The sequence below is a fragment of the Nocardia amikacinitolerans NBRC 108937 genome (assembly GCF_001612615.1).
In the GTDB taxonomy this organism is placed as follows: Bacteria; Actinomycetota; Actinomycetes; order Mycobacteriales; family Mycobacteriaceae; genus Nocardia; species Nocardia amikacinitolerans.
Map to the genome: position 1 here is coordinate 17658 of NZ_BDAU01000047.1, position 15731 is coordinate 33388.

Consider the following 15731-nt stretch of genomic DNA (forward strand, 5'->3'; position numbering starts at 1 on the left):
ATGCCGAAAGTTGTTCAGAAAACCCCCCGTTGGGCGTTGGTGCTCGCGGGCGTGCTGGTCGTCGCGCTGGTGGCCTTGGGCGCCTATCGCGGCATCACCAAGATCGGGACCACCACCGTCACCGCGTTCTTCCCGTCCACCTCGGGTCTCTACGTCGGCGACGACGTGCGGGTGCTCGGCGTCGCCGTCGGCAGGATCGACAAGGTCGAGCCCGGCCGCGAACAGGTCAGGGTCGAATTCACCATCGATCGCGGCATCGACATCCCCGCCGACGCGCGCGCGGTGATCATCTCGCCCTCGCTGGTCTCGGCACGCTTCATCCAGCTGGCCCCGGCCTACACCGGCGGACCCACGCTGACCGACGGGGCGACCATCCCGATCGAGCGCACCGCCGTTCCGGTGGAGTGGGACGACATCAAGGCCGAGTTGTCCAAGCTGGCAACGACTCTCGGACCGGTCGGGGACGACGAGCAGGGCTCGTTCGGGCGCTTCGTCAACACCGCGGCGGACAACCTCGACGGCAACGGAGAGCGGATGCGCGAGACCCTGCGCGAACTCTCGGCCACCCTGAGCACCCTCTCCGACGGGCGCACCGACCTGTTCGGCACCATCCGCAACCTGCAGCAGTTCGTCGAGGTGCTCTCGGCGAGCAACGAGCAGATCGTGCAGTTCGGCGGCAGGCTCGCCTCGGTGTCGTCGGTGCTGGCCGGTGTCTCCTCGGATCTCGGTGCGGGACTGGACAATCTGGATATCGCGATGGCCGACGTCAAGCGCTTCCTCGACGGCAGCGGAGCCGAGCTCACCGAGGGCGTGCAGCGCTTGGCCGAGGTCACCCAGATCCTGGTGGACAAGCGTCCCGAGCTGGAACGGGTGCTGCATTCGGGGCCGACGGCGCTGGTGAACTTCTACCAGCTATACAAGCCGGCCCAGGGTTCACTCACCGGCGCCATCGCGCTGAACAACACCGCCGACCCACTGAGCTTCCTGTGCGGCTCGGTGCGCGCGCTGGAGGAGAACGAGTCCGATCGCTCCGCCGACCTGTGCGCCACCTACCTCGCGCCGGTGATCGACTCGCTGGCGATGAACTACGTGCCGATCATGACCAACCCGGCCACCGGCGTGCACGCCTTCCCCAACCAGATCGTCTACAGCTCGCCAGAGCTGGCCGAGCGCGCGCCGACATCGACGCCGCAGCCCGCGCCGATCACCGTGCCAGAAGGTCTCGCGGGCCTGGCTATTCCGGGGGGAGGGCGATGATGCGACCGCTGCGGAAGACGGCCGTCCTCGCGATGGGCGTCGCGCTGACCCTCGGCGTCACCGGCTGCCAATGGGACGGACTGAACTCGCTGCCGATGCCGGGGGCCGAAGGCACCGGTGAGGGCTCGTATCAGATCCGCATCCAGATGCCGAATGTCACCACGCTGACCCAGAATTCGCCGGTGCGCGTCGACGACGTCCCGGTGGGCACGGTTTCGGACATCGAGGTGGAGAACTGGCACGCGCTGGTGACCGTCTCGCTGAACCGCGACGTGAAACTGCCCGCCAACGCGGTCGCCAAGATCGGTCAGACGAGTCTGCTCGGCAGCAACCACATCGAACTCGGTCCACCCACCGACGCGCCCGCGGAAGGCGAGTTGAAGGCGGGCGACGTCATCCCGCTGGACCGCGCCGGTGCGTTCCCGACCACCGAGCAGGTGCTGTCCTCGCTGTCGGTGGTGCTCAACGGCGGCGGTGTCGCGCAGCTGGAGACCATCACCCGCGAGCTGAATGCCGCGCTGAGCGGGCGCGAGGACGCGATCCGCGACCTGCTTCCGCAGCTGAACGAGCTGACCACGAACTTGCAGGCGCAGACCGGCGACATCATCGCCGCGCTGGAGGGGCTGGACCGCTTCGGCGGGCAGCTCGCGCAGCAGCGTGACGTCCTCAGCAGCGCGATCGAACGCATCCACCCGGCGCTGACCGTGCTCGCCGACCGGCGGGCGAACATCACCCACGCGATCACCGCGCTCGGCGAGCTCAGCGATGTGACCCAGCGGGTCGTCAGCACCAGCGGCGAGAACCTGAGGGCGAACCTGAGCAGCCTCGAGCCGGTGCTTCGGCAGTTGTCCGACACCGGGAACAACCTCATCGAGTCGCTGAAGATCCTGCTCACCTTCCCGTTCCCGATGGAGAACCTGGACAAGGCGATCAAGGGCGACTACCTGAATCTGTTCATGACGGTGGACATGACGGGCAAACGCCTCGACTCGAACTGGCTCACCGGCACCCCGCTCGGCGGCCGGTTCGGCGGCGTCGAGGGCGTGGTCGGCAGCTTCGCCCCGCCCACCGCGAGCGACAGCGGCAACCCGGCGACCGGACCGTTGCAGACCCCGGCGCCCGGCCAGCAGCCGACGCCGACCATCCCCGGCTTGCCGCCGATTCCCGGTCTGCCTGCCATTCCAGGTTTGACCGTGCCGCTGCCGGGAGCGGGAAACACTGCGCCGCAAGGGAGTCCGGGCCGATGAAGCTGACCCGATTCGTCCGCGTGCAGCTCGGCATCTTCGCCGTGCTGACCGTGATCGGCCTGACCATCATGGCGGGCACCTACGTGCAACTGCCCGCCATGTTCGGCATCGGACGCTACGACGTCACCGTGCAGCTCGCGGCGACCGGCGGCCTCTACCCGCACGCCAACGTCGCCTACCGAGGCACCAATGTCGGCAAGGTGGACGAGGTCCGGCTCACGCCGGAGGGTGTCGAGGCGAAGCTGTCCATCGACAGCGACTACAAGATTCCCGCCGACGTCGACGCCTGGGTGCGCAGCGTCTCGGCGATCGGCGAACAGTACGTCGACCTGATTCCCGCGGAGAGCCCCAAGGGCGGCAATCTGGCCGCGGGCGTGGTGATTCCGGAGGACCGCACCAAGCTGCCGCAAGACGTCGGCACGCTGCTCGACCAGACCGATCGCCTGCTCTCCAGCGTCGCCGACACGCGGTTGCGGCAGGTCATCGACGAGGCCTTCCGCGCCTTCAACGGGGCGGGCCCGGACTTGCAGCGCTTCATCGACTCGGCCTCGCTGCTGGTTCAGGAGGCGCAGAACAGCTCCGAGCCGACCAAGAAGTTGATCGAGCAGATCGGTCCGCTGCTGGACACCCAGATCCGTTCGGACGCGGCGATCCGGTCGTGGACCGCCGACCTGGCCACCGTCACCGATCAGTTGCGCGCCCACGACCCGGCGCTGACCGGCATCCTGCGCGACGGCCCGGCCGCCATGCAGCGGGTGAGCACACAGTTCCAGGATCTGAAACCCACACTGCCGCTGGTGCTCGCGAACCTGGTCAGCGTCGGTCAGGTTTCCACGATCTACCACGCGGGCCTCGAGCAGCTGCTCGTCGTGTATCCGCCGCTGGTCGCCGCGCTGATGACCGCGGTGCGCGGCCCGGTCGAATACGGCGTGCTCGTCGACTTCATGATGACCGTGAACGATCCGCCCGCGTGCACCACCGGCTTCCTGCCCGAGGACCAGCGCCGCTCGCCGAGCGAACTGGACTTCGTGGACACCCCGCCCGGCCTGTACTGCAAGATCCCGCAGGACTCGCCCATCGAGGTGCGCGGCATCCGCAACACGCCGTGCATGGAATACCCGGGCGTGCGCGCGCCGACGCCGGAGCTGTGCCGCACCGGCTACGTGCCCGAGGGCGACAACCCGCCGTTCGGCCCGCCGCAGCCGGTGGCGCCCGCGAGCGGTTCCGCGCCCGAAGGGACCGAGGTCGCGCCCGCGTCGTTCAAGACGCCGGCGGCGGCGAAGTCCTACGATCCGGCCACGGGCGTGTACATCGGTCCCGACGGCCGCACCTATCGACAGGGAGATATCGGACCGGGCGGTTCCGGCACGGTACCGTCGAGCTGGCAGGCGATGCTCGAGGAGCAGCAACGATGAGTGAAATCAACGGAGATGCACATCGCGCGCGCAGGCGGGCCAGTCGGTCGGCAGGCCCGCCGGTGGAGGACGCGTCCTCGGTGACGGGGAAGGTCACCGAGCGGATCAGTTCCGGGACGGCCAAGGACGCGGTAGGCACCGGGTCCGCGAAGGGCGGTGCCGAAAGTGCCGCGCCGGTGCGGACTGCCGAGTCGGTCGGGCCGCCGGAGGGTGCCGTGCGGGCTGCCGCAACCGTCGAGCTGGCGAAGGGTGCCGAGTCCATGGACTCGGCGAAGAGCGGCGAGCTGTCCGAGGCCGGTTCGGCGGCTTCGGGTTCCTCCGGCTCTCCATCGGTCGACCTCGGAAAGCCGGAGGCCGACGAGCCGACGCCCGCGGACGAGACCGCCGCCGACTCGGACGACATCGCGAAGTCGACCGGCCGCGACCAGCTCGGTCTCAAACGCATCCTCGCGATGGCGGCCTCGGCGGTCCTGGTGCTCGCGCTGGTGGTGGGCGCTGTCGTCACGACCTTCCTCGCGAACGCCGCCGACCGGCGCGACGCGCGTCGCACCGAATACGTGCAGACCGCGCGGCAGGCGATTCTGAACCTGACCACCATCCGGGCCGACTCCGCCAAGGAGGACATCGACCGGATCCTCTCGATGGCCTCCGGCCAGTTCAAGTCCGAATTCGACGGCCGGGTCGACCCGTTCCTGAGTGTGGTGCAGCAGGCCAAGGTCGTCTCCAACGGCGAGATCGTCGAGGCGGCCTTGGAAAGCGACGCCGACGATTCGGCGAAGGTGCTCGTCGCCGCCAAACAGACTCTGACCAATGCGGGTCAGGCCGAGCCGCAGACGCGGTATTACCGGTTCCGGGTCACCGTGAGCCGCACCGATTCCGGCCTGTCCGCCTCGAATGTGGAGTTCGTGCCATGAGTGGAACACGGGGATTGATCGCCGCGGGCGCCGCGGGCGCGGTGGCGCTGGCCGCGGTGATCGTCATGGCCATCAACGGATTCGGGTACTGGTCGGATCGGCAGGAGGAGCGGGCGCGACAGGACGCGGTCACCGCGGCCGACCGAGCCGTCTCGGCCATGTTCACCTACGACTTCGCCAGCGTGGACACCGAGCTGCCCAAGGCCGCGGACAACCTGTCCGCCGACTTCCGCGAGGACTACCTGAAGCTGATCGCCCAGGCCATCGCGCCGGGCGCCAAGGAGAAGCAGCTCACCGTCAAGGCAACCACCCAGGCGAGCGGCGTGGTCTCCGCCGACCGTGACCACGCGGTGGTGCTCCTGTATCTGAATCAGGTGACCACCAGCAAGGAATCACCGCAGGGCACGACCACCGGCAGTCGGGTGCGAGTCACGCTGGACAAGACCGACGATCGCTGGCTCGTGGATGCGGTGACGCCGATCTAGCGCGCCTGCGGTAGGTACGTCCGCACCGGCCCGATCAGTGGTCGCGGGTCCGGCTGTCGCGCGCGTTGTCGTTGCGGCTGGCATGGTCGCCGCGTGGCAACCGCACCGTGAAGGTGGCGCCTTCGCCGGGCACGCTCGCGACCCGCACGGTGCCGCCGTGCGCGACGACCAGCGCTTGCACGATGGAGAGTCCGAGCCCGGTGCCGCCGCTGGCACGGGCGCGTGAGGTGTCGGTGCGGTAGAAGCGTTCGAAGACTCGATCGGCTTCCTCTTGCGGCAGACCGGGGCCGGTGTCGGCCACCTCGAGCAGCACCTCGTCGTCGGCGGGGGTGAGGCGAACGGTCACCTCGGCGTCCGGCGGAGTGTGAGTGAGTGCGTTGTTCAGCAGGTTCGCCAGCACCTGGCGCAACCTGGCCTCGTCGCCCTGGATCTCCAAAGTGCCTGCACCCTCCCGCACTTCGAGTGCGATCGGGCGGCGGGCCCCGTCCGGGTCGGCGGCAGCGGCGACGGCGCGCGCGTTGTGCACCGCGTCGCTGGCGACCGCGAGCAGATCCACCGTGCCGGTCTCCAGCGGACGTTGCGCGTCCAGCCTCGCCAGCATCAGCAGGTCTTCGACGAGCAGGCCCATCCGCTGCGCCTCGCGTTCGATCCGGTCCATGAACATCGCGGGATCGGTGGTCGCGCCCTGCCGGTACAGCTCGGCGAAGCCGCGAATGGTGGTGAGCGGCGTGCGCAATTCGTGGCTGGCGTCCGCGACGAAACGGCGCATCTTCGCCTCGGAGCGCTTGGCCGCCGCCTCCGACGCCTCGGTCGCGGCGAATGCGGACTGGATCTGCGCCAGCATGCCGTTCAACGAACGGGACAGCCGGTCCACCTCGGTGTTGGTGCCGCGCACGGGAACTCGACGGTGCATGTCGCCCCGCGCGATGGCCGCCGCGATGTTCTCCACCCGGCGCAGCGGGCGCAGGCTGCGACGGATCACGAAATAGGCGGCGAGCGCCAGCGCGGCGAGCACGGCGAGACCGATCACCAGTTGCAGCATCACCAGTCGACGCACGGTCTCCTGGTTCTGGGTGAGGGGCAGCGCGATGGTGGTGGTCGTTTCCTGGCTCTGCACGGTCATCACGCGCCACTCGACGTCGGCGTCGCCCGCCGAACCCACCGTCACCGGTCGCGCCGACGGCGGATCCGGCAGCGCGGGGGCGGCCTCGACATCGAAGGGCTGCAACACGAAAGAGCCAGTGCCGTTGTGGTTCTCGGTGAAGATGTAGAACGGGCTCGGCGCACTGCGCTGATCCGTTGGCGGACTCGGCGGCGGCAGCGGCGGGCGCGTCATCCGGACGCGGGTCATCGCGGCATCGCGCAACTGTTGATCGGTGCGGCTCAGCAGCGACCTCTCCAACGACGACGTGACCGCCATGCCGGAAGCCACCAGGCCGAGCCCCGCCAGCGCGACGAGTGCGAGCACCAGCGTCACCCGCAGGGGGATCGCGGCCAGCCGCTGCCCGATCGTCTCCCGGACTCGGCGGATCCGGCCTGCTTCGCCGGTCGTGCGGCGACGTGTCGACCTATCGCCGGGACGCTGCGCCGCCTTGGCGCCTGGCTGTGCCGACCGACCTCTGGGGCGCCCTGCTGACGGATCGGCCGTCGATGCCCGCGCTGCCGACGGGCTAGCTGTTGAACGACGGGCGGGCGACGGTCGAGTTCGCTTCGCGGCGGGCGCTTTCCGTTCGCGCTGCGGGTCCGCCGAATCCGCGCTCACTGCCCCGTGCGACCGCGCTGCGGCGCCCGCATCACGTAGCCGACGCCGCGCAACGTGTGGATCAGGCGTTGCTCGCCGGTGTCCACCTTCTTGCGCAGATACGACACGTAGGTCTCTACCACCCCGACCTCACCGCCGAAGTCGTAGCGCCACACGTGATCCAGGATGCGCGGTTTGCTCAGCACGGTTCCGGCGTTGACCATGAAGTAGCGCAGCAAGGTGAACTCGGTGGGGGACAAGGCGACCGGCTCGCCCGCCTTCCACACCTCGTGGGTGTCGTCGTCGAGTTCGATGTCCTCGAAGCGCAGGCGCGAACTCTCCTTCGCGGGCGCGCTGTGCCCGGCGCGGCGCAACACCACCCGAAGCCGCGCCACCACCTCCTCCAAGCTGAACGGCTTGGTGATGTAGTCGTCGGCGCCGAGGGTCAGCCCCGCCACCTTGTCCTGCACGTCGTCGCGGGCGGTCAGGAACAGGACGGGCGCGTCGATGCCGTCGGCGCGCAGCCGCGGCAGCAGGCCGAAGCCATCGATGCCGGGCATCATCACGTCGACGATCATCGCCTGCGGACGGAAACTCCGCGCCCGATCCAGCGCCTGCGCACCGTCGATCGCCGTCTCCACCTCGAAGCCCTGGTAGCGCAGACTCACCGAGAGCAGCTCGAGAATCATCGGCTCGTCGTCCACCACCAGCACCCTGGCCTCGGGGGACCGCTCCACGGGCGCACCACTCATGCGTTCATGGTGCGCCACGTATCTGCGAGGACGCTGGAGGATTCCTGGGAACCAGCTGTGGGCGTCAGCGGCTGGGGTTTTCCGACTCCGGGTAGACGTCCTCGTCGGTCAGCAGCGCACTGCCCGCCACCTGGTCCTGGGCGAGGGCGTCCAGGAAGGCCCGCGCCCAGCGGTCCACGTCGTGGGCCAGGACCTGGCGGCGCAGGGAGCGCATGCGGCGGCGTTTGGTGTCGCGGTTGTCTTCCAGCGCGGAGACGATCGCGTCCTTCACGCTGTCCAGGTCGTGCGGGTTGCACAGGTAGGACTGGCGAAGTTCGGCGGCCGCGCCGGTGAACTCGCTGAGCACCAGGGCGCCGTTGAGTCCGCTGTGACAGGCCACGTACTCCTTGGCGACCAAGTTCATGCCGTCGCGCAGCGGCGTCACCAGCATGACGTCGGCGGCCACGAAGAAGGCGATCAGCTCGTCGCGCGGAATGGGCCGGTGCAGGTAGTGCACCACCGGGTAGCCGACCCTCGCGAATTCACCGTTGATCCGTCCCACCTGGCGCTCGATGTCGCCGCGCATCTGGATGTAGCTCTCGACGCGCTCGCGGCTGGGGGTGGCCAGCTGCACCATGACGGTCTCGGCGGGATCGACGCGGCCGTCGATCAGCAGCTCCTCCAGCGCGTTGAGCCGGATGTCGATGCCCTTGGTGTAGTCGAGCCGGTCGACGCCGAGCAGGATGTTCTTCGGATTGCCCAGTTCGGCGCGGATCTTGGCCGCCCGCTCCCGGATCGAGCGGCGCCGCGAGTGCTCGTCCAGCTCGGCCGAGGCGATCGAGATCGGGAACGCGCCGACGCGCACGGTGCGGAAACCGACCTGCACGACGCCGAGCTTCGAGCGCACGCCGACGGTCCCGCGCGAAGTCGGCTGCCCGGCCAGTCGCCGCGCCAGGTACAGGAAGTTCTGCGCGCCGCCCGGCAGGTGGAAACCGATCAGATCGGCGCCGAGCAGACCCTCGATGATCTCGGTCCGCCACGGCATCTGCATGAACAGCTCGACCGGCGGGAACGGGATGTGCAGGAAGAAGCCGATGGTCAGATCCGGCCGCAGCATGCGCAGCATCTTGGGCACCAGCTGGAGCTGGTAGTCCTGCACCCAGACGGTCGCACCCTCGGCGGCCACCTTGGCCGTCTCCTCGGCGAACCTGCGGTTCACGTTGACGTAGGCGGCCCACCACCTGCGGTCGTAGGTCGGCCGGACGATCACGTCGTGGTACAGCGGCCACAGCGTGCCGTTGGAGAAGCCCTCGTAGTAGTCGGTCACCTCCTGCGCCGACAGCGGCACCGGGTGCAGCTCCAGGCCGTCCTCGATGATCGGCTCGACCTCGACGTCGGGCACGCCCGCCCAGCCGACCCACGCGCCCTTGTTGTTGCGCAAGACTGGCTCCAGCGCGGTCACCAGGCCGCCGGGGCTGCGCTTCCAGCGGGTACTTCCGTCGGGCAGTTTCTCCAGGTCGACGGGCAGACGGTTGGCCACAACGACAAAACCCGAACCGGCGCCCTCCGGAGCGATCGATACGGCGCGCGGTGCGCCGGACTCCGGCTGGTCGGGTTCGGGTAGTTCGGGGGCGTGCTCGGAGTCGTCGGACGGCTGTTCGGTCATCTGGTCCACTCACGCATCCTTATTTGGTTGGCGGCGTTCGCGGTGTCTTCGCGGTCACGCGGGTTCCCGGTCGGGCCCATCGCTCTCGCCGCGGTCACGCGTCGCTGATTCGGCGTTGGAGTTGATCTGTCGAGTCGACGGCGCCGTTGTCGTCGAGCGAGGGGTCGGGCGTTACTCGCCGCGTCCGCTGGGGCCGATGCCGAGCATCGACAGCAGCATCCGGCATTCGTCGGCGTCCTCGGCGTAGGCCGCGACGACCCGCTGCGCCTGACGTGCGGTCTCGTCGGCGAGTGGTTCCAGTTCGTCGTCCGCGATATCGTTCGCGCTGCCCTTCGCGGCCATCTTCTTGTCCTCCCGGCTCATTACGCTCGTGCGTACGAATAGTCAATGGTAAGCGACCCCGGCCTCCGAGGCCTCGGAGCCGCTTCACGGTATGGAACGGCGCCGCCGCACCAGTATCCCGCTTATCTCGAGTGCCTGGTGCACCCTCACCCCCTTGCCTATACCGTGGGGCGCAGCATAAACCACACGAAAGGGTCCACAGATGCCGCTGGCGACGGTGAACGGAATTTCCCTCAACTACCAGGTCAAGGGTGACCGGGCGAAGGGCACCGACGTCAAGGGCGGCGGTCCGCTCGTCGTGATGATCATGGGCACCGGCAGCCCAGGCCGGGTCTGGGAACTGCACCAGGTTCCCGCGCTGGTCGCCGCCGGATACCGGGTCTGCACCTTCAACAACCGCGGCATCGCGCCGTCCTTCGAGGCGGCTTCCGGCATGACCATCGACGACCTGGTCGCCGACACCGCGGGCCTCATCGAACTGCTCGACGAGGGTCCCGCGCTGGTCGTCGGAACCTCGATGGGCGCGCGCGTCGCGCAGGAACTCGCGCTCGCCCGCCCCGACCTGGTGCGCAAGGCCGTCTTCATGGCCGGGCACGGACGGCTCGACCAGTTCCAGAAGACGCTCTCGCTCGGCGAACACGATCTCGACGCCAGCGGCGTGAAACTGCCGCCGAAGTACGAGGCCGCGGTGACCGCCGTGATGAACCTCTCGCCCGCCACCATGGCCAACACCAACTCCGCGCGCGACTGGCTGGACCTGTTCGAATTCACCGGCGGACCGGTCACCCCCGGCATCCGCGCCCAGCGCAAGATGGACCACGATTTCGACCGGGTGCAGGCCTACCGCGCGATCTCGGTGCCGTGCCTCGGCGTCGGATTCGCCGACGACCGGATGATTCCCCCGTACCTCACCAGGGAGGTGGCCGACGCCATCCCCGGCGCCCGCTACCAGGAGATCCCCGACGCCGGGCACTTCGGCTACCTGGAGCGGCCGGAGGCGGTCAACAAGATCCTCCTGGATTTCTTCGCGGCCTGAGGTAACCACCTACACGTAACGTCTCCCTTGCTAGGGTCGACACAACGCTCGGGGAGTTCTTCCGGTGTACGACTCGTGATCAGCACGGTCGCCGCGCCGGACGGACCCTGGAGCAGATCCCGTACACAGCGCCAGTATCCAGTGAGGTGAAATTGAGCACCAACCCCTTCGATGACGAAGACGGCCGCTTCTTCGTCCTGGTCAACGACGAGGAACAGCATTCCCTGTGGCCCGCGTTCGCCGAGGTTCCGGCCGGATGGCGAGTCGTGTTCGGTGAGGACAGCCGCGCTGCCTGCGTCGAGTACGTCGAGAAGAACTGGACGGATATGCGTCCGAAGAGTCTGCGCGATGCGATGGCCGCCGACGACGCGGCCCGGCAGGGCGCCCAGTCCTGAACCGCGGTATCCGATACTGCGCCGGGACATCTCGTTGAGCCGCCACCGCGTGACACCGTAAAGCCGGTGTCACGCGGCGGGCGAGCCCGGCTATGATTGGCACCGCTTCTCGCCTCCTTAGCTCAGTGGTAGAGCACTCGCCTTGTAAGCGAAAGGTCGTCAGTTCAATCCTGACAGGGGGCTCGTAGACTCGAAGGGCGCTCGGTTTCGTACCGGGCGCCCTTTGTGCGTCCGCTTCGCGGCCGAGCTCAGCGGTAGAGCCCTGCCGGTCCTTACGGCTCCGGTGCATGACGGGTCAGCATCGACCCGACCGCCGAGGTATCGCCCATGCTGCCCCCGGCAGGGCGTTCTGGGGATCGCTCGCTGAGAACCGCAGTGCGCGAGCTATTTTCACCATTCGCTTCTGGCTCCGCTGTTCTCACGTGATTCGCCGATCATGCTTCGTGTGTGTGCTAACCTGCCCGTGACCTGGTGATTGACCGGTTTTCAACAGAAAATTGAGGCGTACCGGAGGTGTCAGCGCATGAGCAGGCCACTGCCGATTCAGCATCCGATCGTCATCGAGCCCCCGGACGCGGCCGCGTACCTCAGTCACATGGGTATCGCAGTTCCGGATGTTCTCGACGCCGTCGAGGCGGGCGAGACCTGGGCGGGAAACATGACCCGGCATCATCCGGTGACCGCCGCAGGTCTCATCCGGTGGATCTATGTTGTCGGTACATTGCGTGAGCGTCTGGCCGGGACGAACCTGTGGATCGGCGACGATCCGCAGAATCGGCCGATTTCCCAGCGGATCGGTCAGCCGTACACCTTGTCCACCGTCGGGGGTAACGAGGTCACCGGCATCGCCGACCACCCGAGGGGCCCCTTCGCCGCGCGGCGCAAAGGGAGAGCCACCGCCGAAGCGGTCAATGGCACCGCGCCGCTCATCACTGTCGAATCACTGCGAGCGGGCGTCGTGGACCGCGACGGCGATGGCAGGACCAGGCCACCTCACGGTGGGTGGTTTCTCCTGTACCACCGCGCCGAGGAGTCGGTGCGGATGGAAATCTCGCTGCCGCTAGGCTTCGAGGACGGTCAATTCACAGGTTGGAGAGTGCGGGTCATCCTCGATGAATGGAGGCCGGAAATTGTCAGCGCCACGCCGCGCGATATCGGAGGGCAGGACGTCGACTTCCAAGTCGTCGAAGTCGGCTGAGGCGTACCTCGAACCGGACCGAGTCCGGATCGCACGTATGCGTCGAGGAATGACGAAAGTCGAGCTGGCACGAGAACTTTCGGTCATCCCTCGCACGATCGCTCGATATGAAGCAGGTGAGGCGCCGCGGGAAATTGCCGCGGCGCTCGCAGCAACGCTGGATTTTCCGGCCGGGTACTTCCTTCGTGGTGGAGCACCGGCATTCGATTCGACTGAGGTTCGCTTCCGCGCCGCGCGGCGAGCAACTGCGCGCGAACGTGATGCGGCGGTCGCGGCCGGGGTTGCCGGTATGGAGATCGACCGCTGGATCTCCGCGCGGTTCGTGCTGCCTGAGGTATCGCTGCCCTCGTTGGCGGGCAACGACCCGAAAACGGCCGCTCAGTTGCTGCGAGGCTTCTGGGGCCTTGGGACCAAGCCGCTGCCGAATCTTGTGCAGCTCTGTGAATCTCGCGGGGTTCGCGTCTACAGCCTTCCGCCGTTGGCCGATGCGGTCGATGCGTATTCGATGTGGCGATCCGATATCCCGTACGTGTTCCTGGCGCGTCGCAAATCTCCAGAACGGATACGGTTCGACTTGGCCCACGAGATCGGGCATCTCGTTTTGCACGATGGCGAACCCTGCGCGACAGCCGCCGTCGAACGTGAAGCCGACGCCTTCGCCTCGGAATTCCTCATGCCTGAGGCAAGCATCGTCGAATACCTCGCACCGACCCCCTCGGTCGACGACATACTCCAGGTGCGCGACCAGTTCAAGGTGTCCGCTATGGCCTTGGCCTTCGCCGCGCACAAGGCCGGTCGCATCAGCGACTGGATCTACCGTCAGGTATGCATCGAGCTCTCCACGCGGGGGTTCCGATCATCCGAACCCGGTGGGATGCCGAACTACGAGATGTCGCGAGTTTTCCCGCAGGTGCTGAGCCGGTCCAACACCAAGAAGGTGACCGCCCGGATCATCGCCGACGAACTCGACCTGCCATTGGGCGATGTTCACGCACTGACATTCGGCACCGAACTGCGGGCCGCGCAGGAGACCGAGGTCACCAGCGACGGGAACCGCAGCCGACCGTCCGGCCGATACCGCCTGCGGGCGGTCTGACCGCGCGATCCTGCGAAGCTGCACGCATCGCCCCGGTGCGGCGCGTGCTCTGCGCTATCTCAATCGCGGTCGGGGAGGGGCATGTCCGGGCCGTCGGTGCCGAGTAGGGCGACGGTGTTGCGGCGGCCGGGCCAGTAGATGGTGCCGTGTTCGAAGCGCTGGTAGGCGCCGCCGTCGAAGGGTTGTTCGTCGGCGATGGGCCAGCCGAGTGGGCCGTTTTCGAAACCGGAGCGGTTCCAGCGGTCGCGGATCGCGCCGTGTACCCAGACCGGCGGGCGGTCGGCGCCGTAGCGGAGGTAGAGGGCGCCGCCCTGGAAGCCCTGGACTTCGCCGAGGCGGGTGCCCGCGGGGTCGGTGAGGATGGTCAGGTCGGTGATCGGCCAGCCGAGCGGGCCTGTCTCCCAACCGAGTTCGGCGAACTTCTCGAACAACCGCGTGGGTATGGCGTGCGCGCCGGTGTTCGGATGCCAATACACCTGGCCGTTCTCGAATTCGGCGCGGCGGCCGACGCCGTCCGGGGTCGGGATCTCGCCCGGGGTGATCCGCCTGCCGAGCCACGGCGCGGCGGCGGCAGCGTCGTTGATGGCGTTGCCCTGGCCGGGCGGTGGTCCGCCGCCCGCGTATTCGTTGACGAAGGTTTCCAGCCGGTCCCAGATGAAGTTGTAGCCGACGTCGGTGTGCGTGCCGATCCCGAGTTCCTCGGTGACGTACTTGTGGTCCGAGATGCCCTCGCCGCGCCAGTACGGCGGCGGGATGACGACCGGTTCGAAGTCGTACTTGCGCGCGTCCTGCACCGCGAGCCACGCGGCGATCCGGACATCGTCCTCGCGTTCCAGCCACTGCGCCCTGCTCCACCCGGCGCGGGAGCCGGCGAAGCACAGGTTGATCGTGAACGGGTTGGCGTCGAGCACGCTCCAGCTGGCGTAGTCGGTGTCGACGACGTCGCACACGATGCCGTCGCGCACGGTGTAGTGGTAGGAGACACCGTTCGCGGTGTTGTTCAGGTAGTTCGCCAGCGACTCCGCGGTGCCGTTGCCCTCCTGAGTGTGCAGCAGGAAGTTGGTGACGCGCGCGCCGTGGCGGCTGCTGCGCGAGTTGCCCATCCGGTCGAGTTCGACGTACTCGGGTTTGGCCACCGGCCTCGGCGCGCGGTCGATCGACCACTGCCCGTAGTCCGCGGCGTAGATGTCGTTCACGTCGACGGATGTGCCGTCGATCTTCGGACCTGGCGTCGACGGGGTGTCGACGATGCGCTGATAGAGCGTAATCCCCTCGGCGATATCGCCTTCCGACCACGCTTTGGTCTGCCAGGCCCAGTACCGCCCCGGCGTGGTCGACCGCCCGACGACGCCGTCGCGAATCGCCCACAGGCACACCTCGTCGTGGCCGTAGACGCCGGTCCACTCCTGGCCGATGGCGTTGTTCACGCCGCGAAAGAAGTGCACCGCCTTGGTGTTCCAGGTGTGCTCGTCGATGTCCTCGTCGACGGCGAAGTAGATCGGGCAGTAGCCGGGACCGCCCGCGGCGAAGTGCCGTTCCCTGGCCTCGTGACCCATCCGGGCACCGCCCTCGAAGCCGAGGGTGTAGTCGGAAGGGGCCTCGGGATTGCCAGGTTTGCCGTACTGCCAGATCGAGACGATGTCGAGGCCCGCGGCGCGGATGCGGTCGGCGTACTCGCGGGTGAGCGGTTTTGCCCCGAAGTTCGAGCCGGGACGCGAGGTCGAGACGTAGGCGAGCACCGCGACGTGCCCGGCGTCTCGGATGGCTCGCGGGTCGATCTGGCGTGCTGCGTAATCCACTGCTGTGACCATCGTTGCCCTCCAGGGCGATTGGAAATCCGGATCTTGCGGAAGTGCGCGGCGGATCGACCGGTGTGCGCAAGCCGATCTGCCGCGAGGTGCGTGGATCGCCAGGGCATCGCCGCTTCAGTGCGGCGTCGAGCGTGCCTGTGTCACGGAGGGCTACCGCCGAGCGGCGGCCGAGCGATGCGCGCGGATATGTGAAAGTGCGAGAGGGGAGGGCACCTTCGGCGCGGCGTCAAGGGCGCCTTGCGGGATGCGCCGGACCGACGGTCGATAGTCGGTCGGTGGCGAGGGGTCTTCCGCGACGCGGGAGAAGATTCCGGAGAAGCCGCAATGCTGTTGCCGGAGCGGGGAACTGCTCGTGGTTATCGCCCATGACACCACTCGTTTCGTGCGGAGCTGCAAC

Annotated in this window: 14 protein-coding genes and 1 tRNA gene; 10 read left to right on the forward strand and 5 right to left on the reverse strand. The window is 68.0% G+C overall.

Annotated features, from left to right (window positions below):
• The 5 genes from NAM01S_RS28925 to NAM01S_RS28945 are packed head-to-tail and all read left to right on the forward strand — an operon-like array spanning window position 1 to window position 5318.
• Window positions 1-1257, forward strand: coding sequence for an MCE family protein (locus NAM01S_RS28925; protein ID WP_372511648.1), 1257 nt, complete (start codon window positions 1-3; stop codon window positions 1255-1257).
• Window positions 1257-2504, forward strand: a complete 1248-nt coding sequence (locus NAM01S_RS28930) for an MCE family protein (RefSeq protein ID WP_067791282.1) — start codon at window positions 1257-1259, stop codon at window positions 2502-2504. The genes NAM01S_RS28925 and NAM01S_RS28930 overlap by 1 nt, the downstream gene beginning before the upstream one ends.
• Window positions 2501-3919 (forward strand): MCE family protein, encoded by a 1419-nt coding sequence (locus NAM01S_RS28935; protein ID WP_067791284.1) that lies wholly within the window; start codon window positions 2501-2503, stop codon window positions 3917-3919. Before NAM01S_RS28930 ends, NAM01S_RS28935 begins: the two co-directional genes overlap by 4 nt.
• A complete protein-coding gene (locus tag NAM01S_RS34445) occupies window positions 3916-4833 on the forward strand; it encodes an Rv1363c family protein (protein WP_157107965.1) in 918 nt (305 codons plus the stop codon). The genes NAM01S_RS28935 and NAM01S_RS34445 overlap by 4 nt, the downstream gene beginning before the upstream one ends.
• Window positions 4830-5318, forward strand: a complete 489-nt coding sequence (locus NAM01S_RS28945; protein ID WP_067791286.1) for an Rv1363c family protein — start codon at window positions 4830-4832, stop codon at window positions 5316-5318. The genes NAM01S_RS34445 and NAM01S_RS28945 overlap by 4 nt, the downstream gene beginning before the upstream one ends.
• A gap of 34 nt (window positions 5319-5352) precedes the next feature.
• Here NAM01S_RS28945 and NAM01S_RS28950 read toward each other — a convergent pair whose 3' ends face one another.
• The 4 genes from NAM01S_RS28950 to NAM01S_RS28965 all read right to left on the reverse strand — a co-directional run bounded on the left by NAM01S_RS28950 (window position 5353) and on the right by NAM01S_RS28965 (window position 9819).
• Window positions 5353-6807, reverse strand: coding sequence for a sensor histidine kinase (locus tag NAM01S_RS28950; protein WP_067791353.1), 1455 nt, complete (start codon window positions 6805-6807; stop codon window positions 5353-5355).
• Window positions 6808-7076: 269 nt separating this feature from the next.
• Entirely contained in the window at window positions 7077-7811 is a 735-nt protein-coding gene (locus NAM01S_RS28955) for a response regulator transcription factor (RefSeq protein WP_067791288.1), read from the reverse strand.
• Between the two features lie 64 nt (window positions 7812-7875).
• Window positions 7876-9456: an alpha,alpha-trehalose-phosphate synthase (UDP-forming) gene (locus tag NAM01S_RS28960; RefSeq protein WP_253785756.1), complete on the reverse strand. Its 1581-nt coding sequence runs from the start codon at window positions 9454-9456 to the stop codon at window positions 7876-7878.
• Window positions 9457-9627: 171 nt separating this feature from the next.
• Window positions 9628-9819 carry a hypothetical protein gene (locus NAM01S_RS28965; protein ID WP_067791289.1) on the reverse strand — a complete coding sequence of 64 codons (192 nt, stop codon included), beginning with the start codon at window positions 9817-9819 and terminating at the stop codon, window positions 9628-9630.
• Window positions 9820-10000: 181 nt separating this feature from the next.
• On the opposite strand from NAM01S_RS28965, the gene NAM01S_RS28970 reads away from it, so the two are divergent.
• From NAM01S_RS28970 to NAM01S_RS28990, 5 genes are all read left to right on the forward strand, one after another.
• Entirely contained in the window at window positions 10001-10834 is an 834-nt protein-coding gene (locus tag NAM01S_RS28970) for an alpha/beta fold hydrolase (RefSeq protein ID WP_067791291.1), read from the forward strand.
• Window positions 10835-10986: 152 nt separating this feature from the next.
• The gene (locus NAM01S_RS28975; protein ID WP_011207082.1) at window positions 10987-11229 is read left to right on the forward strand and encodes an MbtH family protein; all 243 of its coding nucleotides are present in this window, start codon (window positions 10987-10989) and stop codon (window positions 11227-11229) included.
• A gap of 111 nt (window positions 11230-11340) precedes the next feature.
• Window positions 11341-11412: transfer RNA gene (locus tag NAM01S_RS28980), tRNA-Thr, on the forward strand.
• A gap of 292 nt (window positions 11413-11704) precedes the next feature.
• Window positions 11705-12427, forward strand: a complete 723-nt coding sequence (locus NAM01S_RS28985) for a hypothetical protein (protein WP_157107966.1) — start codon at window positions 11705-11707, stop codon at window positions 12425-12427.
• Window positions 12428-12464: 37 nt separating this feature from the next.
• On the forward strand, window positions 12465-13523 hold the full coding sequence (locus NAM01S_RS28990; protein WP_372511642.1) for an XRE family transcriptional regulator: 1059 nt from the start codon (window positions 12465-12467) through the stop codon (window positions 13521-13523).
• Between the two features lie 59 nt (window positions 13524-13582).
• Here NAM01S_RS28990 and NAM01S_RS34450 read toward each other — a convergent pair whose 3' ends face one another.
• Window positions 13583-15322, reverse strand: coding sequence for a glycoside hydrolase domain-containing protein (locus tag NAM01S_RS34450; protein ID WP_253798608.1), 1740 nt, complete (start codon window positions 15320-15322; stop codon window positions 13583-13585).
• Window positions 15323-15731: the final 409 nt, after the last annotated feature.